Source organism: Streptomyces sp. 796.1, assembly GCF_047525675.1.
Lineage (GTDB): Bacteria > Actinomycetota > Actinomycetes > Streptomycetales > Streptomycetaceae > Streptomyces.
The window spans coordinates 182,402-201,407 of sequence record NZ_JBLIWA010000003.1 but is presented as its reverse complement, the minus strand read 5'-3'; the positions used below and the strand labels follow the sequence as shown (position 1 = coordinate 201,407).

Annotated in this window: 16 protein-coding genes and 1 pseudogene; 6 read left to right on the top strand and 11 right to left on the bottom strand. The window is 74.2% G+C overall.

The genetic code is table 11. The features are described 5' to 3' along the window. Positions 1–37: 37 nt before the first annotated feature. Positions 38–934 carry an SGNH/GDSL hydrolase family protein gene (locus ACMA1D_RS03580; RefSeq protein WP_414722374.1) on the top strand — a complete coding sequence of 299 codons (897 nt, stop codon included), beginning with the start codon at positions 38–40 and terminating at the stop codon, positions 932–934. Between the two features lie 51 nt (positions 935–985). Here the strand turns inward: ACMA1D_RS03580 and ACMA1D_RS03575 are convergent, their stop codons facing one another. Together ACMA1D_RS03575 and ACMA1D_RS03570 are read right to left on the bottom strand one after the other, a co-directional pair. Beyond that, positions 986–1,825, bottom strand: a complete 840-nt coding sequence (locus ACMA1D_RS03575) for an EI24 domain-containing protein (RefSeq protein WP_414722373.1) — start codon at positions 1,823–1,825, stop codon at positions 986–988. Positions 1,826–2,083: 258 nt separating this feature from the next. Continuing rightward, positions 2,084–3,124 carry an NADP-dependent oxidoreductase gene (locus ACMA1D_RS03570; RefSeq protein ID WP_414722372.1) on the bottom strand — a complete coding sequence of 347 codons (1,041 nt, stop codon included), beginning with the start codon at positions 3,122–3,124 and terminating at the stop codon, positions 2,084–2,086. Between the two features lie 88 nt (positions 3,125–3,212). On the opposite strand from ACMA1D_RS03570, the gene ACMA1D_RS03565 reads away from it, so the two are divergent. Both ACMA1D_RS03565 and ACMA1D_RS03560 read left to right on the top strand, forming a co-directional pair. Further along, positions 3,213–3,656, top strand: a complete 444-nt coding sequence (locus tag ACMA1D_RS03565) for a MarR family winged helix-turn-helix transcriptional regulator (RefSeq protein WP_414722371.1) — start codon at positions 3,213–3,215, stop codon at positions 3,654–3,656. A gap of 13 nt (positions 3,657–3,669) precedes the next feature. Beyond that, positions 3,670–4,290 carry a DsbA family protein gene (locus ACMA1D_RS03560; RefSeq protein ID WP_414722370.1) on the top strand — a complete coding sequence of 207 codons (621 nt, stop codon included), beginning with the start codon at positions 3,670–3,672 and terminating at the stop codon, positions 4,288–4,290. A gap of 220 nt (positions 4,291–4,510) precedes the next feature. On the opposite strand, the gene ACMA1D_RS03555 is transcribed toward ACMA1D_RS03560, so the two are convergent. After that, positions 4,511–5,068 (bottom strand): flavin reductase family protein, encoded by a 558-nt coding sequence (locus ACMA1D_RS03555; protein ID WP_414722369.1) that lies wholly within the window; start codon positions 5,066–5,068, stop codon positions 4,511–4,513. Then, complete coding sequence (locus ACMA1D_RS03550; protein ID WP_414722368.1) at positions 5,065–6,081, bottom strand: TIGR03571 family LLM class oxidoreductase; 1,017 nt, start codon at positions 6,079–6,081, stop codon at positions 5,065–5,067. The genes ACMA1D_RS03555 and ACMA1D_RS03550 overlap by 4 nt, the downstream gene beginning before the upstream one ends. 86 nt (positions 6,082–6,167) lie before the next feature. On the opposite strand from ACMA1D_RS03550, the gene ACMA1D_RS03545 reads away from it, so the two are divergent. Then, a complete protein-coding gene (locus tag ACMA1D_RS03545; protein WP_414722367.1) occupies positions 6,168–6,773 on the top strand; it encodes a TetR/AcrR family transcriptional regulator in 606 nt (201 codons plus the stop codon). Between the two features lie 136 nt (positions 6,774–6,909). Continuing rightward, positions 6,910–7,356 (top strand): annotated as a pseudogene (locus tag ACMA1D_RS03540) (hypothetical protein); the annotation flags it as partial. Between the two features lie 209 nt (positions 7,357–7,565). On the opposite strand, the gene ACMA1D_RS03535 reads toward ACMA1D_RS03540, so the two are convergent. The 4 genes from ACMA1D_RS03535 to ACMA1D_RS03520 all read right to left on the bottom strand — a co-directional run bounded on the left by ACMA1D_RS03535 (position 7,566) and on the right by ACMA1D_RS03520 (position 12,621). After that, positions 7,566–8,258 carry a histidine phosphatase family protein gene (locus ACMA1D_RS03535; protein WP_414722366.1) on the bottom strand — a complete coding sequence of 231 codons (693 nt, stop codon included), beginning with the start codon at positions 8,256–8,258 and terminating at the stop codon, positions 7,566–7,568. Further along, complete coding sequence (gene trxA, locus ACMA1D_RS03530) at positions 8,251–8,631, bottom strand: thioredoxin (RefSeq protein WP_414722365.1); 381 nt, start codon at positions 8,629–8,631, stop codon at positions 8,251–8,253. Before trxA ends, ACMA1D_RS03535 begins: the two co-directional genes overlap by 8 nt. A gap of 520 nt (positions 8,632–9,151) precedes the next feature. Next, on the bottom strand, positions 9,152–10,066 hold the full coding sequence (locus tag ACMA1D_RS03525; RefSeq protein ID WP_414722364.1) for a LysR family transcriptional regulator: 915 nt from the start codon (positions 10,064–10,066) through the stop codon (positions 9,152–9,154). A gap of 632 nt (positions 10,067–10,698) precedes the next feature. After that, positions 10,699–12,621, bottom strand: a complete 1,923-nt coding sequence (locus ACMA1D_RS03520; protein ID WP_414722512.1) for an NAD-binding protein — start codon at positions 12,619–12,621, stop codon at positions 10,699–10,701. A 704-nt stretch (positions 12,622–13,325) separates the two neighbouring features. On the opposite strand from ACMA1D_RS03520, the gene ACMA1D_RS03515 reads away from it, so the two are divergent. Further along, complete coding sequence (locus ACMA1D_RS03515; RefSeq protein ID WP_414722363.1) at positions 13,326–13,772, top strand: MaoC family dehydratase N-terminal domain-containing protein; 447 nt, start codon at positions 13,326–13,328, stop codon at positions 13,770–13,772. 100 nt (positions 13,773–13,872) lie between these two features. On the opposite strand, the gene ACMA1D_RS03510 is transcribed toward ACMA1D_RS03515, so the two are convergent. The 3 genes from ACMA1D_RS03510 to ACMA1D_RS03500 form a co-directional block, all read right to left on the bottom strand. Further along, the gene (locus ACMA1D_RS03510) at positions 13,873–15,138 is read right to left on the bottom strand and encodes an acyltransferase family protein (RefSeq protein WP_414722362.1); all 1,266 of its coding nucleotides are present in this window, start codon (positions 15,136–15,138) and stop codon (positions 13,873–13,875) included. Between the two features lie 45 nt (positions 15,139–15,183). Beyond that, entirely contained in the window at positions 15,184–16,638 is a 1,455-nt protein-coding gene (locus ACMA1D_RS03505; protein WP_414722361.1) for an adenylosuccinate lyase family protein, read from the bottom strand. 185 nt (positions 16,639–16,823) lie between these two features. Then, complete coding sequence (locus ACMA1D_RS03500) at positions 16,824–18,938, bottom strand: FAD/NAD(P)-binding protein (protein WP_414722360.1); 2,115 nt, start codon at positions 18,936–18,938, stop codon at positions 16,824–16,826. Positions 18,939–19,006: the final 68 nt, after the last annotated feature.

Here is a 19,006-nt window from a genome sequence, read left to right as displayed (position 1 = left end):
GATACATATCATTGCCCGGCCCGAGGGGGGAACAGCGATGCGGGACCACGCCCGGTCAACTCGACTCCGGCGCTCCACCGCAGCCACTGCGCTGCTGGCATGCCTGGCCCTGCTCGCGGGGTGCAACGACGACGCCGACGGCAGCGGGGCCAAGAACGCCACGGATGCGGCCAAACGGCCGGCGGCGAAACCCACCCCCACGTGGGACACCCGTCCGGGCTCCGTCGCCTCGGTCGGTGACTCGATCACCCGGGGGTTCGACGCCTGCTCGCTGCTGTCCGACTGCCCCGAGGTCTCCTGGTCGACCGGTTCGGACGTGGACAGCGTCGCCGCGCGACTGCTGCCCGACGCCACGCAGCGCACCTGGAACTTCGCCAAGACCGGCGCGGTGATGGCCGAGTTGCCCGCCCAGGTGCGGGCGGCGACGGCCAAGCGGCCCGAGTTGGTCACCGTGATGATCGGCGCCAACGACGCCTGCCAGGACACGGTCGCCGAGATGACGCCGGTCGCCGACTTCCGGGCCGACTTCAGCGCCGCCCTGACCGGTCTGCGCCGGGCGCTGCCCAAGACGCAGGTGTACGTGGCGAGCGTGCCCGACCTCAAGCGGCTGTGGTCGGAGGGGCGCAAGGACCCGATCCGCCGCCAGGTGTGGAAGCTGGGCATCTGCCCGTCGATGCTGCGCGACGCCCAGGCCGACCACGACCGCGCCAACGACCGGCGCGACCAGGTGCAGCGCCGGGTGCAGGAGTACAACAGCGCCCTGCGCGACGTCTGCACCCGGGACGTGCTGTGCCGGTACGACGGCGCGGTGTACGACTACCGCTTCACGGGTGACGAGTTGAGCGAGTGGGACTGGTTCCACCCGAACAAGGAGGGTCAGCGGAAGCTGGCCGACCTGGCGTACCAGGTGATCAACCGGCGGGACGCCGCGTAACGGGTCGCCTTGGCCGGCACCGGGCCGGACATCCCGTAACCGACCCTCCCGTCAGCCGGCGGTGGCGGGGTCGGCGGACGGGCCGGGGCCGGTGGCGGCGCCGGTGGTCGGGCCGGTGGCTGCCGCGGACTCGCCCGGCGGGTCCTGCGACGTCGGCTCGCCCAGCAGGTCGCGGGCGAGCAGGGTGGCGCCGGCGACCGCGCCCGGCATCACCACGACGGCGACCAGCGGCACCAGGAAGAGCAGGGTCAGCGGCACCCCGAAGCCCAGCACGAGGAGCTTGCGGGAGCGCAGCAGCCGCAGCCGTTCGGCGAGCGGGACCCGACGGCGGGCCAGCGCGACCGCGGCCAACTCCTCGGTGAGGAAGAAGCCGGAGACGCAGAAGCCGATGGCCGGGATCGCGGTCTGGCCGACGACCGGCAGGAAGCCGGCCGCGAACAGCAGCGTGCCCCACAGCGCCACCCGCAGCAGCACCGCGGTGCTCTCCCGTACGGCGATGAGCAGTTCGCGCCAGAGCGGCAGCCCGGACTCGGGCGCGTGGCCGTCCACGGAGCGGTCCACGTCCTCCGAGATCGACTCGTAGAACGGCTGGCCGACCAGGAGCGTGACGGCGGTGAAGGTGATCAGGGCGAGCAGCAGCGCGCCGCCGAAGAACAGCACGGCCAGCGTGGTGCGGAAGAGGTCGAGCCAGGGGCTGCCCCAGTCGTCGGCGAACGGGGTCAGCCACCTGACGATGTCGCCGGTCCACCAGGCCAGGGCGAACAGTGCGACGACGTACCCCACCAAGGTGATCAGGGCCGGCAACATGCCGAGCCCCCAGGCGCGCGGATGGCGCACCATCCACCGCTGACCCTTGATCAGGTACCCCATGCCGACTGCCAGATCTCGCATGGCCCGCAGCTTAGGCGGTGCGCCCGCGGCGGATCACCCGGGGGCGGCGGGGGCTGTGACGGCGGGCCGTCGGGGCGGCGGAGGAGGCCGTGGGGCGCGGGCCTTGGGGGGCCGGACCCGCTCCGTACGCGCCCGGGGCGGCGGGAGCCGTGCAGCGGTGCGGGGCCGTGGCGGCCGAAGGCGGTCCGTACGGGCCCGCCCGCGCCCGCAGCCGCACGCCGGGTGGGTCGGTGGGCTGCCGGGCGCGGGCGGGGCCGCTCAGTCGTCCAGGCGGACGACCATCTTGCCGACGTTCTCGCCGCGCAACATGCCCAGGAAGGCGTCTACGGCGTTCTCCAGGCCGGGCACCACGGTCTCGCTGTGGCGCAGGCTGCCGTCCCGCAGCCAGCCGCCGACCTCGCTCAGGAACTGGGGTCGCAGGTCCACGTGGTCGGTGACGAGCAGGCCCTCCATCCGCAGCCGCTTGCCGATGATGAGCGGCAGGTTGTGCGGGGCCGGGGTGGGCTCGGTGGCGTTGTAGACGGAGATCATCCCGCAGACGGCGATCCGGCCGTGGACGTGCAGGGCGTCGATGGCCGCGGCGAGGTGGTCGCCGCCGACGTTGTCGAAGTAGACGTCGATGCCGTCGGGCGCGGCCTCGGCCAGTTGCTCGGCGACCGGGCCCCGCTTGTAGTTGAAGGCCGCGTGGAAGCCGTACTCGTCGAGCAGCAGCCGAACCTTCTCGTCCGAACCCGCGCTGCCGATGACCCGCTTCGCGCCCTTGAGTCGGGCGAGCTGGCCGACCTGGCTGCCGACCGCGCCGGCGGCGCCGGAGACGAAGACCGTCTCGCCCGGCTGGAACGCGGCGACCTTCATCAGCCCGGCGTACGCGGTCAGTCCGGGCATGCCGAGGGCGCCCAGGTAGGCGGGGAGCGGGGCGGCCCCGGGGTCGACGGGGCTCGCGTCGGCGGCGTCCACCAGCGCGTAGTCGCGCCAGCCGAGGCGGTGCGCCACGTGGTCGCCGACGGTCACGCCGGAGGTCTGCGGCCCCACCGCGACGACCTCGCCGACCGCGGCGCCGTCCATGGGCGCGTCGAGCGCGAAGGGCGGCATGTAGGACTTGACGTCGTTCATCCGGCCGCGCATGTAGGGGTCGACCGAGACATACTTGTTCCGCACCAGGAGCTGCCCCGGGCCCGGCTCCGCGAGGGCGATCTCGCGGAGTGCGAAGTCCGCGGGGGTGGGCCAGCCGTCGGGGCGGGCGAGCAGGTGCCAGGCGTGGCCGACGGTGGGCAGATCGGTCGTACGGGAAGCGGGCATGCGGCGGACCCTCCAGATGTTTCAGCAGGTGAAACAACCATGCACGTAGATATTTCATGGTGTCAAGCAACGAGGTACCCTGGCGACCATGGCTCCAACCCCTGACCCCCTCACCTTCGAGGTCGTCCAGCTCATCGGCACCGTGGTGGCGCGCTACCACGAGCAGTACGAGCAGGCGGCGGCGCAGCACGCCCTGACGGGTGCGCAGGCCAGGGTGCTGGGGCTGCTCGCCCACGAGCCGATGCCGATGCGCCGCATCGCGCAGCAACTCAAGTGCGAGCCGTCGAACATCACCGGCATCGTGGACCGCCTCGAATGCCGCGGCCTGGTCGAACGCCGGCCCGATCCGGCCGACCGCCGGGTCAAGCTCGCCGCCCCCACCGACGTCGGCCAGGAGACGGCCGAGCGGCTGCGCGGTTCGCTCGACTTCGCACAGGAGCCCCTGGGCGGGCTCTCGCACCAGGAGCGCCTGGTGCTACGTGATCTTCTCCAACGGATGCTGGGGATCGCTCCGGAAGCGCCCCCCGAGTAGTTAGGTTCAGACCATGAGCGATGACACCACCCGCCACTCTGTTGACTTCTACTTCGACCCCGCCTGCCCCTTCGCGTGGATCACCTCGCGCTGGATCCTGGAGGTCGAGCAGCACCGCGACATCGACCTGCGGTTCCGGGTGATGAGCCTGTCCGTGCTCAACGACGGGCGCGAGGACATCCCGCAGCGCTACAAGGACTTCCTTGAGCGCGGCTGGGGCCCGGTCCGGGTCTGCATAGCCGCCGCCCAGCAGCACGGCGAGGAGGTGCTGCGCCCGCTGTACACGGCGCTCGGCACCCGCATCCACAACGAGAAGCGGGATGTTGACCGGACGCTGATCGAGGAGGCACTGGCCGAGGCGGGCCTGCCGACGGAGTTGGCCGACGCGGCGGACAGCACGGCGTACGACGAGGCGCTGCGCAAGAGCCACCACGAGGGCATGGACCCGGTCGGCGAGGACGTCGGCACGCCCACCATCCACATCGACGGCGTGGCCTTCTTCGGCCCGGTGCTGACGGCCATTCCGCGCGGCGAGGAGGCGGTCCGGCTCTTCGACGGCGCCCGACTGCTGGCCGGCTACCCGAAGTTCTTCGAGCTGAAGCGCACCCGGACCGGGGAGCTCGACTTCTCGTAGCGCGAGCGGGCCCGGCCGGGCGCCTGAGGAAGAGGGGGCACGGCCGGGCACGACGGGAGCACGACCGAGGGGCCGGTGGTACGGGCGCTTGCGCCGCGTACCACCGGCCCCTCGCGCACCGGGGGCGCTCATCTGCCCGACGTGGGCGGCGCGTGCGGGGGTCCCGGCGGACCAGCGGGCGGCCGGTCCAACGGGGCTTTGGACGGCCGCGCCGCACCGGTCAGCGCGCCGACCCGGGACCGGCGGGTGGCGGGCCGGCCAGGGCGTGGAAGCCGCCGCGGGCGAAGACCAGCGGGGCCGCCTCGGGTCGGTGCACGCTGGCGTCGATGACCGTGCCGATCACCAGGGTGTGGTCGGTGACGTCGATGCGCTCGGCCACCCGGCAGTGCAGCACGCCCACGCTGCGGGTCAGCGTCGGGTCGCCGGTCAGCGCGGACGGCTGCCAGGCCGCCCGGTCGAACGGGTCCTGATCCGGGCTTGAGCGCGCGAACTCCGCGGCGAGGTCCTCCTGGTCGGCGGCGAGCACGTTGACGGTGAAGGTCGGCGCGGTGCGCAGGATCGTGTACGTGCACGTCCGGTGGTGGACCGCGGCCAGCACGGTGGGCGGGTCGAGGGAGAGCGAGATGACCGCGTTCGCCGTCATGCCGTGCGGCCCCGCGGGGCCCGAGGTGGCGAGCACGGTGACGCCGGTCGGGAAGTGCCGCATGGCGGCCCGGAACGCGTCCGCGTCCATGGCGCACGCCGCGCCCGGGCCGAGCCGGGTGGCGGACCCGGTCACCACTCCAGCCCCTTCGGCTCCGGCCCGGCCAGCGCGGGGAAGTGCGGGGCGACTTCCTCGATGAGCTGGGCGACGGCCTCGGCGGGCGGCCGGCGGCCGTGCTGGACGCCGAGCGCGGCGTGGTTGATGCCGGCGTCCTGCCAGCGCCCGAGCAGTTCGAGCAGGCCCTCGGTGCCGGTGCGCATCACGAAGCCGCCGCGCAGCGGGGTCGGCTTCTGGTGCCGGTCCTCGACCAGCTCGATCCACTCGTTGGTGGCCACCGGCTTGAACGCGCCGCCGGGGATGAGCTCGCGCCAGGCCGCGGCCTTGGCGCCGAGCGCCTTCGGCCCCTCGCCGTACACCGAACCCGGGTAGACCAGCCAGCCGTCGGCGTTGCCCGCGATCCACTCCGCCTTCTGCTGCGAGGAGCCGGTGACCACCAGCGGTACGCGGCCGAACGCCGGCTTGGGCAGCAGGTCGACGCCGCCGCCGAGGCGGCCGAGGCCGGAGCTGATGGCGGGCCTGGTGACCTCGGTGAGCTCGCGGAACCACTCGACGGCGTCGCGGTAGCGCTCGCCGCGGGTGAGGTGGTCGATGCCGTAGGCCGGGAACTCCGACGCACGGTCGCCGGACGCGGCGCCGAGCACCAGCCGGCCGCCGCTGAGCTGGTCGATCGTGGTGGCCTGCTTGGCCAGGTCGATCGGGTGGCGCAGGGTGAAGATGGCGCTGCCGGCGGCCAGCGCCAGGTGTTGGGTGTGCGCGGCAAGCCAGGCCAGGTAGGTCCACAGGTCGAAGACCTGGCCCGCGTCGCCGAACCCCGGGTCGAACAGCGGCACGTCACGCGCCCAGACGGCCGCGAACGGCGACGCGTCCGCCTGCTTGACGACCTCCAACGCGCCCTTCAACACCTCCATGTCGCCCGCGTACTGCCGCAGCGGTAGGAACAGCCCGACCGTGAGCCGCCCCTCGCCGAACATCCGCCCGAACCCCGGATGCCCCTCGCCCGCGGACGCCCCGTTGGACACATCGCTCATGACGCCAACCCCTCCTGAATGGATCGATCGCTCTAGTGGCACGATAGCAAGACTGGATCGATCGATCCATTCGGTAATCTGAGGGCATGGACGCCACGGAAGAGACGACGGCCCCGCGGGAAGCGCGCAGCGACACCCGCACCCGGCTCGTGGTGGCGACGGCGACGTTGCTCCAGCGCCAGGGGTACGAGGGCACGAGCATCAAGCAGATCCTGCGCGAGGCGAAGGCCACCTACGGCTCGCTCTACCACTTCTTCCCGCAGGGCAAGGAGGCGCTGGCGGCGGAGGCGCTGCGGTTCGGCGCCGCCGACTTCACCGACGTCCTGCGGCGCGGTCTGACCAGCTCCGACGAGCCGGGCGAGGCCGTCGCCAACTGCGCCCTGCTGCTGGCCGACACGCTGCGCGAGTCCGACTGGACCGACGGCTGCCCGGTGGCCGCGACGGCGCTGGAGATCATCGGCCGCTCACCGCTCATCCAGCGCACCTCCGACGAGGCGCTGCGGCAGTGGCGCGAACTGATCGCGACCAAGCTCCAGGAGCACGACATCCCGCAGGCCAAGGCCGAGGCGCTGGCCTGCACCATCCTCTCCACGCTCGAAGGGGCCGAGCTCATCTGCCGGGTCTCCAGCGACGACGAGCCGCTGCGCTTCGCCGCCGAGCACCTGGCGGCGCTGGTGCGGGCGAGCCGGTGAGCGGCGCCTGATGGCCGGGGGGCGAGGGGCGGGGGCCGGCAGCGGCCTTGGAACGGGGGCCGGTGACGCGGGGTCCGGAGCCGGGGCGGGCGCGGCGTTCGGGCCCTTGCAGTTCCAGCTCGTGCTGCTGCGCCGGATGGCCGACCACCAGGGGGACCTGGTGGCGGCGGCGCTGCGGGAGTTGGGCGTGGGCCGGAGCGAGCTGCGGGAGGCGAACCGGCGCTGGCAGGCGATGGTCCGCTCACCCCGTCAGCAGGGCGCGCTGCGGCGCTACCGCTCGGTGCTCGGCCCGCCGGCGGACACGGCACCGCGCCGGATCGGTGACCTGCGCTGCGAGGCGCTGAGCTGGCCGGTGCCGCTCTGGCCCACGCTGCGGTTCGAGGTGCTGGCCGGGCCCGGCGGCGCCGTGTGGAACGAGTGGCTGGTACGGGCCCCCGGCGCGGCGGGGCCCGAGCTGCGCAGCGCGGCGGACCTGGCGCCCTGGTCGTGCACGGTCGACGAGGTGGCCCGCGCCTTCGCGCCGGCCCGCCCGCGCGAGGGGTCGGCGCCCACCCGTTGGCAACTGGCCTTCACGGCGCCGGGGCCGGGCCTGGGGCTGGGCCCGGGGTCGGCGCCAGGCACGGCAGGCGCCACGGACACCCCAAGTACGCCAGGCGCCACAGGTGCCGTAAGCACAGCGAGCAGCGCCGGTACCGCAGGCACCGCGGGCGGTGCCGCAGGCGAGCCCGCCGCGTACGTCGCGGAGTTCACCTGGGGTCTGCTCCAGCGGGTGTGGCCGGTGGAGCAGACGGGTCAGGGCTGCTGAGGCGCTGGGCCCGCGGCGGGGACGTTCCAGGCGAGGACGGTGGGGCGGTCGTGGGCCAGGCCGATGCGGCTCAGGGTGGCCGTGTCCAGCCGGAACAGTGCACCGGCCGCCACCGGGAGGCCGAGCCGGCGGGCCGCGACCGCGCGCAGGATGTGCGCGTGGGCCACGAGCAGCACGGCGCCGGCGGGCTCCCCACCGCCCGCGGCGACAGCCGAACCCGCGGCCGGATCGGGGGCCCCGCCGCCCGCGGCCGGGCCCGCGTCCAGCAGCGGAGCGAGCCGGGCCAACAGCCGGTCGGCCCGGGCGGCGACCGCCTCCGGGGACTCCCCCGGATGGTCCGGGTCATCGCCCGCGGGGACGCCGTCGGTCCACAGCGACCAGGTGGGCCGGGTCCGCTGGATCTCGGGCGTGGTGCGGCCCTCGTACCCGCCGTAGTCCCATTCCCGCAGGTCGGGCTCGGTCTCGGCGCGGTCGGCCAGGCCGGCGATGCGGGCCGTCTGGCGGGCCCGCTCCCGCGGGCTGACCAGCACCCGGGCGAGCGGCTGCGCGGCGAGCAGCGGGCGCAGGGCGCGCGCCTGGGCGGCGCCCCGCTCGGTGAGCGGCAGGTCGGTCCGGCTGGTGTGCCGGCCCGACCTGCTCCACTCCGTCTCGCCGTGCCGGACCAGCAGGAGGTCAGCCACCGTTGCCCTGTTGGCCGGACGCCTCGGCCACCGACGAGCGCACCTGGTCCATGTCCAGGGCCCTGGCCTGGCCGATGACGTCCTCCAGGGCCGTCGCCGGCAGCGCGCCGGGCTGGGCGAAGACCGCGATGTTCTCCCGCACGATCATCAGCGTCGGAATGGACTGGATCTCGAAGGCCGCCGCCAGCTCCGGCTGGGCCTCGGTGTCCACCTTCGCGAAGACCAGGTCCTCGTGCCGGTCCGACGCGCCTTCGAACACCGGGGCGAACGTACGGCACGGGCCGCACCAGGAAGCCCAGAAGTCGATCAGGACGAAATCATTGCCGGAAACGACCTCGTCGAAGTTGTCCTTGGTGAGTTCCACCGTGCTCATGTGCGGCACCCTGCTTTCCGTATCGGCGGTGGTTCCGGCAACCGTAACGGCCCTCGTGCGCGCGCTATTCCTGGAGCCCGCGCGTACGGTGGAAACCGCCGGCAACCGGAGCCGGTGATCGGCTCGGGGCTCTGCTGCCCAGCTCGGCGCCGCCATAACACCTGGCCGTTATGGGCCTTTGACATTGGTCGTGTGGTGGTGCGGCGCGGGATAGTGGGGGCACGGCCGGGCCGGCCGTGCGCCGGTGCACCCGGGGCGCGGTGGTTCGTCCCGTGTCGGCGTTCGGGGCTCCGTCGCCGGCACAGCCACCCCCCACGCAAGACTCCAGCGGCCGTCAGCCGTGGCTTCACGGGTGACGGCCGCTGGCCACACCACGCACCGGCGGCCGGAGATCAGCGCGGGGCGGACGGTCCGCGCGGGGGTGCGCGGCGCGCATCGGCCCCGGGCGGTGGTCCGGGCGGGCGCCGGGTCGGCACGGTCGCGCGCGCCCGCGGCGTCGGGCGCCGTGCGCCACGGGGCCTCACTCCAGGTCGGTCGCGCGCCGGCGCCCGGCGAAGCCTTCCTCGGCCGCCGTGACCAGCGCCTCCTGCCAGCCGACGAGCCGCCCGGGGGCGCGCCAGGCCAGCACGTGCCGCACCTGGATCGGGTCGCCGGCCAGCCGCTTGGCGGCCATGCCGTCCCGCAGCCGTACGCCGCCTTGCGCGAGGGCGATCGCCGCACCCTGGATGACCAGGTCGAACGCGGTGCCGGCGTCGACGATGTCGTGGTCGATGCGGGGCGTGAAGCCGGCCGCGAGGCAGATCGCGGTGAAGGCGGCCCGGTCGCCGCCCTCGCGCTCCAGCGGCGACATGGTCCAACTCTCGTCGGCCAGCGCGGTCAGCTCCACCCGGTCGCGGCCGGCCAGCGGGTGGCCGACCGGCAGCAGCACGAGCGCCGGCTCGGTGCCGATCACCGCGTGGGCGATGCCAGCCCGCGGCCTGGTCTCGTAACCGGTCACGTCCGTGATGGCCGCGACGTCGAGCTGATCGTTGGCGAGACGGTCCAACGCCCATGCTGCGGAGGGGAATTGCTGGGATACGACGGGCACGTCGAGCAGCCCGGCGAGCTGGGTGGCCAGATGCGAGAAGACCGGTCCCGGCGAGCCGCCGAGGCGTACCACGGAGGTCTCGGTGGCCGCGCTGCGCTGGCTCTCCCGGATGCGGTCGGCGCTGGCCACGGCGCTCCGGGCGTGGGCTATCACCTCGTCGCCGAAGCGCGTCGGCCGCACCCCGCTCGCCTCGCGCACGAACACGGGGCGGCCCAGCGCCGTCTCGATCCGTTTGAGTTGGGTGGAGACGGCGGGTTGGGAGAGCAGGAGCGTGGCCGCGGCCCTGGTCAGACTGCCCGCGTCGGCGATGGCCACCAGGATGCGCAGGTGCCGCAACTCCAATTCCATAGGTCCCGCAACCTATCGTTGTTCGGCGCCACCGAGAAGGAGTCGGCGACGGCTCCCCGCGACGGACCGCACCACATCTGGACAGGCCCAGACCAAGTCCCCGCGCCCGCACCCCCACCACCGGGCCCGCCGGTCACGCCCGCCGCCCCCTTCCCGACCGCTGCCCGGCACGTCCACCTGCTGGCGCGCGCCGCGGTCCGCTGGCGTACGGGGCGGCTGACGACCCCGTGCGAGCGGCGTGGCGCACGGTATCTGGGCGATGTGCGGAAGGTGGTGGATTCATCTCCGGGAAAGCGGCGGGGAGCCTTCCTGGATTCCTCGACCAACACCCCCTTCCAGCGCCCGGGAAAGGCATGCGCATTGCTGCTCTGCGCGTTCCGCTACGAGCTTCCAGCCGTCACTCCGGCTGCCTTACGCGCGCTTCCCTGACGGCCTCTCGGCCCTGGTGAATTCACCAGACCAGGCGTCAACCATTCGTCGTGCGCGGAGAATTCCGCGGGTCCGAAGAATTCAAGGTGGAAGCGAATCCCGTGCATCGGTCGAGCCCGCTGCGGAGTTACCGGGCCCGGGCCGTTCCCGGTGTGTTCGCGGCGGGCCAATGGGCTCCGCGCGCGCGTGGTTGGGAGTGCGGGCTAGCCGGCCCGGCGGGCCTGCGGGCGGCCGAGGAGTTCGGCCAGGCCGCGGCGGGTGGCGACGAGCACGACGCGGTCGGCGGGGCGCAGCACGTAATCCGGGTCCAGGTCCCACACCAGGCGCTGCCGGGGTTCGCCGGGGCCGGTGCGCAGGGCGGCGCCGAGGTCGGCCGGCCGCTGGTCGGGGGCCGAGGCGTCCAGCGCGAGGACCCGCCAGGAGCCGGGGCGGGAGGCGTCGGCGACGGTGCGGCCGACGAGTTGCGGATGGCCCGCCACCTCGACGGCGGCGAGCAGCAGCACCTTGCGCTCGACCGAGAACGCGCCGAGCACCTGGCGGCCCATCATGGCGCCGGCGAAGGCGGGCGCGGCCAGCGAGGAGACGCTGCGGCTGCGGGTGAGGGCCTGTGGGTGGGCTGCGCGCAGGGTGCGGTAGACGGCGGTGGCGAAGGCGTCGTCGTACAGGCGCAGCGCCACCCGCAGTTCGGGGTGGATCGAGCGCGCGTACAGGGCCGCCTCCAGGTTGGTGATGTCCACGCTGGTCAGCGCGAGCAGGGCATGGGCGCGGTGGATCTTGGCCGCCTCCAGCACGCCCTCCTGGGTGACGTCGCCGAGCACGGTGGGCACCCGCATCCGGCGGGCCACGGCGATGCCGCGGGCCTGCGGGTCGTTCTCCACGCAGACCACCGGAATGTCCATCTCCCGCAGCCTGACCAGGACCCGGGTGCCGACCTTGCCGAGGCCGAGGAGTACGACGTGGCCGGAGAGGCCGCGCGGCGGGCGGCGCAGCGCGGACGCGGTACGGAAGGTGCCGAACGCCTCCAGGGCCGCGGCCACCATCACGGGCAGCAGCATCAGCCCGATCAGCCCGGACAGCAACTGCATCGCCTGCCGGCTGGTGCTCTCGCCGACGGCCGGGTCGCCCATGGCGAACAGGTCCAGCAGGGTGAGGTAGCCGGCGTGCAGCGGATGGTCCCCGGTGGCCAGCCAGGAAGCCACGGCGAGGGCGAGCACCGCCGCGCACACGCCGGCGATCGACCAGCGCAGTCGGGCCGGCAGCAGCGAGGTCAGCGGTGCCCAGCGGCGGCCGAGCCGGCGGGTGGCCGGGGTCTGCGTGTCGTGCGAGACGGTTTCCAGGACCAGGGCGCGGCGGCCGGTGGCCGCCCGTACCGACGCCTGGTCGGGCAGGAGTTGCGGGCCCTCGGCGCCGCTGCTGTCGGAGCCGTCGGCGCCGGCCGGGTCGCCCTCGGTCGAGGAGAGCAGCGCGAGGACACCCAGGCCCTGGTCGCCGACCTCGCCGCCGGCCGCCGGGGCCCGCTCCACCAGGCGCAGCATCAGCCCGTCGGCCTGCACCACCTTGCTGGTGCCCGCGATGGCGGTGGCGGCCAGCGCCGGGGCGGCGGTGTCGGCGTCCGAGAGCACCGTGGTGACCGCCTCGGGGGCGGTTCCCGCGCCGGTCTGCCCCGCGTCGGTGACGACCGCCGCCTGGTCCAGGAGCTCTTCCAGGCGCTGGCCGAGCTTGCGGTTGTAGAGCCGGATGACCAGGCGGAGCTGCGGGCTGAGCCGGCGGGCGGCGAGCGCGGCCCGGATGTTGGCCTCGTCGTCGTCATGGACCAGGGCGAGCGCGGCGGCGCGCTCCACCCCGGCCTCCACCAGCACCGCATCGTCCAGGACGGCGGCCTCCACGACGGTGGTCCCGGTGTCGGCGGGCCCGCCGGCCGGGTCGCCGCCGGCGGACGCGGCGCGGGCCATGGCGGCGCTGACCCGCCCGAACAGTGCGGTGGCCCGGCCCACGGCGCGCCCCCGTACGGGCGCCCCGGCGGCCTCCCGCGCGGGCGGCACGACGAGCGTGATGCGCTCGCCGTAGACGCTGCGCAGTTCGGCGGCGAGCCGGTGGGCCAGGGCGTCGTCGCCGCACACGATCATGTGGCCGGTCGGGGTTGCGGGTGGGCCGGGCTGAACACTGAGCAAGGACACGTAGTTAAGGAGTCCCGCGCCCCGGGGGACAGTTCCCGCCCGGGTACTGCGCCGGCCCGTTGCCGCTGGATCGTTACCCCGGCTCGCGCACGGCTCGCGGGAGGGCGGCTGTGCCACCGGGCGCTACCGGGCGCGGGATTGGCCGCGGCCGGCCCGCCGGGGGCACGTGGTTGCGGGGGGGCCGGTACGAGGCCGGTACGAGGCCGGGCCGGGGGTCGGTGGGGGTGCGGGTCCCGGCCCGTGGGGGCCCGGTGGGGTCCGCGGCAAACGCAGTGGATTCGTACGGCAATTGTCGGGCCACCCTCCGGAATCGGCGGTCGGGAATTCCGTTCCGTGGCGGGTTCTGGTGGTCTTCGTCGCGCATCGGATGGCGGCTCTCGGCGCCCCGGCGGCGGGTTTTCGTGGCAGAATGCCGAGGGCCGTCGTCGACGCCGCCTATCGGCCCGGGAATTGGCCCGCGGGGGGCGGTGATTGGCCGGCGGCCCAGCGGAACGGAGGGTTCGTTCCGCTCGTCACGCGACGCGCCCGTGGGTACTGTCGATCGCGCCCCAGTGGGCCGACACCACGCCGTCGACCATTCCGTGACCGGCCGTCCACCACAGCTTCAGTTGGGCCGCACTCATATCTCCACGTCCATGCGCTAGGAGCACCGTATGCCTCTCGACACCTCTTACATCGGTCGGGTTTATCCGCCCACTGAGCCTTATGAGGTGGGCCGCGAGAAGATCCGCGAATTCGCGGCGGCCGTGGGCGACACCCACCCCGTCTTCGTCGACCCGCAGGCGGCACGGGCGCTCGGGCACCTGGACGTGATCGCCCCGCCCACCTTCATCTTCACCCTCGCGCAGCGCGCCACCGACCAGGTGGTGCACGATCCCGAACTCGGCCTGGACTACAGCCGCGTGGTCCACGGCGACCAGCGGTTCGTCTACAGCCGCCCGATCTACGCCGGTGACCGGCTGACGGTGGTGGTGCACGTGGACAACATCAAGACGCTGGCCGGCAACGACGTCGTCGACCTGCGCGGCGAGGTGGACACCGACACCGGCGAACACGTGGTCACGGTCTATCTGACGCTGGTCTCCCGGGCCGCCGGCTGACCCGACCACCCCCGTGCAGCCGCAGCCGTACTCGCTGCCGCAGCATCCAGCGGGACGGGGCGGCCCACCACCGTGGTGCGCCCCCCCCGTCCGCGTCGGATCAGGTCTTGCTGGGGACCTTCGCGGCCCGCGCGCCGTCCTCGCCGTGCCGGCCGTCCGCGTCATCGGCCGCTTCGCCCGCGCCGGCGGTCGCCGTGCCGGCGCCCCGGTCCGCCGCACGGGCCGCGCCGCCCGCAGCCTGCCGCGGCCGGGCGCCGCTCAGCAGCCGCATACCGGGCTTCTCCACCAGTTCGTACAGCACGGCCGAGATCGCCAGGCTGACCAGCAGGAAGCCGAGGATCACGAAGACCGCCTGGGTGGTGTCCCAGTTCTTGCCGCGGCCGAGCCAGTCGTGCCCGTACAGCAGGACCAGCAGGTGCACCAGGTAGAAGGCGAACGAGCGCTCGCCGAGCCAGACCATCGGCTTGCTCGCGAACCAGCTCCCGCCGCCGCGCAGGTCGGCGTCGGCGGCGGCCGGGATCAGCAGCGCGATGGGGATGATGGTGGCGGCCACCAGGCTGTACAGGTACGGGACTTCCTGCGCGGCCAGGTAGTAGCCGACGGCGAACAGCGCGATCGGCACGATCAGCGGCAGCCGGAACCACTTGCCCTCGGCCACCACCCGGGCGAGCAACATGCCGAGGACGAACTCCAGGGCGCGCACCGGCGGGAAGATGTAGACGAACCAGTACTGCTTCAGGCTCGCGACGCCGTCCGGCAGCATCATCACCGGGTCCTCGGTGACCAGCTTCGCCAGCAGCGGCACGCAGATGATGGCGGCCGTGACGACGGCGGTCGCGGTCCACAGGTGGGCGGTGGGGATGCGCTTGATGCCGCGCCACAGCAGCGGGAACGCCAGGTAGAAGAAGAGCTCACAGGCGAGCGACCAGCTCACGGCGTTGCCGCTGAGGAAGATGTCGTACTCGGGCCACCAGGAGTGGATGAGCAGCAGGTTGGTGATCGCCTCGTCGGTGTCGACGGTGCCGGCGGCGGCCAGCATCCCGTCGGTGCGGGAGATCAGCCAGAACGCCACCAGCGCGGTGACCAGGTGTCCCGGATAGACCTTGGCGATCCGGCGGCGCCAGAAGCTGGGCGCGGAGTCGCCCTCCCGACGCGACCAGGCCAGTACGAAGCCGCTCAGCACGAAGAAGAACGAGACGCCGATCCAGCCGGCCTTGTTGACGACGTCCGCGTAGTCGCCCTGCACCTGCGGGTCGCGGAAGAACCGCTCCCAGGCCACGTGGAAGGCGAACACCATCAGCGCGGCGATGAAGCGCATGCCGGTCAGCGATGGCAGACGGGACGAGCGGTGATCTGTGGGGGTCATGCTGTGGTGCTCCCTTGCGGTCCGGCGCTGGGCCGGCTCGGTGTGTCAGTTGGTGCCCCGGCCAGGCCCGCGCAGGGCCCGGTCGGTGAGCGCTCGCGCCGCCCCGGTGTAGCGGGCGGGGTCGAGCAGCCCGTGGATCTCCTCCTCGGTCAGGTGGTCGGTGACGTCGGGCAGCCCGGCCAGCACCTCGCCGAGGCCGCAGCCGCGGGCGGCGGCGGTCTGGGCGGCGGCGCCGAGCAGCGCCTTGGCGCGGGCCTTGCCGAGGGCGGGGGTGAGGCGGGCCGCCACCCGTTCGGAGACGATCTGCCCGCCGGTCAGCGCCAGGTTGGCGCGCATCCGCTCCGGGTGCGGGGTCAGCCCTTCCAGGAGTTCGGCCGCGGTGTGCGCAGCGCCGCCGGCCAGCCGCAGGCATTCGCGCAGCGGCTGCCACTCGGCGTGCCAGGCGCCGCCGGAGCGTTCGTCCTCGGCGAGCATGCAGCCGTACAACCCGGCGGCGAGCCCGGGGAGTTGGAGTGCGGCCGAGCGGATCAGGGTGGCCAGGACCGGGTTGCGCTTGTGCGGCATGGCCGATGAGGCGCCGCGGCCGGCCGGCCCCGGCTCGCTGACCTCGCCGACCTCGGTGCGGGCCAGCGACTGCACGTCCACGGCGATCTTGCCGAGCGCGCCGGCCAGGAACGAGGTGGCCGCCGCGATGTCGGCGAGCGGGGTGCGCAGCACGTGCCAGGGCAACAGCGGTACGGCCAGGCCCAGTTCGTCGGCGTACGCGGCGATCAGCGCCTCGGCGTAGCGGTCGGCCTCCGCTGTGGGCCCTGCCGTCGTGGGTCCTGCCGTGCCCTCGCCGTGGCCCGCGTACTCCAGGTAGCCGGCGAGGGTGCCGGCCGCGCCGCCGAGTTCGACGGGAAGCGTGTCGGACACCGTCTGGAGGCGCTCGGTCGCCTGCCGGACCAGGTCGAGCCAGCCCGCCGCCTTGAGGCCGAAGGTGGTGGGCACGGCGTGCAGGGTGAGGGTGCGGCCGGCCATCGGGGTGTCGCGGTGTTCGCCGGCCAGCCGGGCGAGGGCGGACGCGGCGCGCGCCAGGTCGGTCAGGATGACGGCGATGGCCCGCCGGGTGACCAGCATGGCCGCGGTGTCCAGCACGTCCTGGCTGGTGGAGCCGCGGTGCACGTAGTCGGCCGCGACCGCGTCCCGGTCGGCGACGGCCGCGGTCAGCGCCTGCACGAAGCCGACGACCGGGTTGGCCGTCTCGCGTGCCGCGTGGGCGAGGGCCACCGGGTCGAACTCGGTGTCGGCGCCGACCGCGGCGATCACCGATGCCGCCTCCGCCGGGACCGTGCCGAGCCTGGCCTGCGCGCGGGCCAGCGCGACTTCGGCCTCGACCATGGCCCGCAGCCACGCCCGGTCGTCGACCTCGGCTTCGACGGGCGTGGCGGCCCGGACCGGGGAGAGCAACCCGGCGTCCAGCGGCCCGGCGGGTTCGGGTTCCCTGCGGTGGGCTGTCATCGGTGGTCTGCGTCCTCTCCGGTCGCGGGTGGGGAGCTCGGCGCCGCGGCGGGCGCTGTCCGGTGGTGCGGGAAGTGGTGGGGGCAGTGGCCCGAGCAGTGGTACGGGCATCAATGCGGGCAGGCGTACGGAGGGCGCGCGGCGCCGCTGGGGCGCCGCGCGGTGGGGGGCCTCCGGGGGGGTGCTCAGGCCGGGCTGGGGTTGAGGTCGGCCTGGGCGGTGGGTTCGGGGCCCGGGCCGGTGCCGGGCAGGCGGCCCGCGGCATGGCCTGGGCCGCGCTCGGGTGCCGGCTCCGGGTCGGTGGCCGGCTCGACGCCGCAGGCCAGCGCGGCCAGCGCGATGGCGTCGGAGTCGGTGAGGGTCACCGAGTTGACGCCGGGTCTGATGCCGGCGGCGGTCACCCAGTGCACGGCCTCGGTGGGCACCCCGAAGGCGAACCGGCGCGGGTGCGCCCGGTCGGCGGCGTCCAGCAGGTGGAACGGGCGGGCGGTGACGGCCAGCCCGTCCGTGACGTACCAGCCGCCGTCCCTGGTGCCGATCCGGTGCGCCCGGCACTGGCCGCTCTCCTGGAGCCCGCGCAGCAGCGCGTCACCGGTACGGGCCAGGGTGATGTCGGGCAGCCTGGCCTCGATCAGCCAGCGGGCGGTCACCTCGGACCCCGGCACCTGGGGCGATGCGGCCAGGTAGCCGTCCGCGCCGGCCGTGATCCGCATCCCGGGGCCGAGCACGGTGAGCACCCCGGCCTCGATCAGCGCCACCATCTCCTCGGTGCGCCGGGCGGGCGGGCCGATGGAGAGGAAGGCGTTGAGCGGCGTGTACCAGCGGTCCAGGTCGTCGCGGTGGCTGTCGCCGTGCAGCCGGGCGTGGTCCACCACCAGCCGGATCTCGTTGCGCAGGTCGCGCAGTACGTCCAGGGCCGCCTTCAGCGGGCCGCTCACATTGCCGCGGCGGGCCTCGGCCACGTCCTGCCGCAACTGGTCGAGCAGCCACTTCGTGAACTGCTCGGGCCCGCTGAACTCCTGGTCGCGGTAGGGGTGGGCGATGGCGTCCCAGTCCAGCCGGTCGGCGCCGGCGATCCCGTACCCGTCCAGGACCTGCGACTCCTGCGCGCTGTTCCACGGCTGCGCCAGGTACTCCACGCGGAAGGCCGCGGCGTCGTCGGCCCGGCCGCGGGCGGTGAGCAGCGCGCCGTAGTAGACGGCCTCGGCCTCCTTGGCGACCAGCGGCCACACCTCGGTGCGGAAGTCGAGCCCCGCCCCGTCCGCGGCGCGGCGCTGGAGGTCCGCGATCCGCTCGGGGGTGAGCAGCAGCGGCTCGTGCCGGCCGTGCGGGCCCTTCTCGTTCTCGCCGCGGGCCTGGTACGGGATGCCCCGGCGGGAGCCGGCGACCAGGCGCGGTTCGCGGCCCGACGGCCGGTAGACCAGCTTCCCCTCGACCCGCTCGAAGGTGCCGCCGCGGCCCGCGGTCAGCAGCGTCTGGTAGTCGAAGAAGTTCAGCCCGAGGCCGCGCAGCAGCACCGTTTCTCCGGCCGCCAGCGCGCTCAGGTCGACGTCGGCGGGGTTGGCCGGCGGGAGGTAGCCGAGGCCGTGGGTGGCGGCGGCGTCGGCCAGTGCGCGTTCGGCCGGGGTCGGCTCGGCGGGCAGGTGGCCGAGGGCGAGCACCACCGCGTCCAGGTCGGCGAGTTCGGTGCCGTCGGCGAGGGTGAGGCGCTGCCGCGGGGTGCCGGTGCTGGCGCCGGTGCCGGCGTCCTGGCCTGCGCCAGTGCTAGTGCCGGTGGTGCCCGGGTCCGCGCTCGCGCCCTCGTCGGCGAGGGCGACCGCCCGGCTGGCGTGCGCGGTGATGGTCACCGCGTCCGGGGCGCCGGCCACGATCCGCTGGTAGACCCAGGTCAGGTACTGCCCGTAGAAGGCACGGGTGGGGTACGAGTCGGGACCCAGCCCGCGCGCCTCGGCGAGGGTGACCTCTCGGTACGCGTCGGCGCCGCACTCCGCCTCGCCGCCGGGGGCCAGTAGCCGCTGCGCCCACTCGTACAGGCTCGGGCCCGGCTCCAGCGGCCCGCGCAGTTCGACGGTGTCGTCGGTGAACAGCGATATCTGGCTGGCGACGGTGTTCATCAACAGGTGGCGCGACTGGTCGACGCGCCAGACGCTGCCGGGACCCGGTGGGTGCGGGTCGACGAGGTGGATGTGGAGCCGGGTGCCGCGGAGCGTGGTGCGCGCGGCGGCGCAGAGGCGCTCTAGCACGGAGAGGCCACGAGGCCCCGCGCCTACTACGCACACGACTTGGTGACTGGCGGTCATGCGTGTCCGTCCTGCCGGTTGGAGTGGAGGTGCCCAGGTGCGGTGGTGCCGGGGGGTGGCTGGTGGCG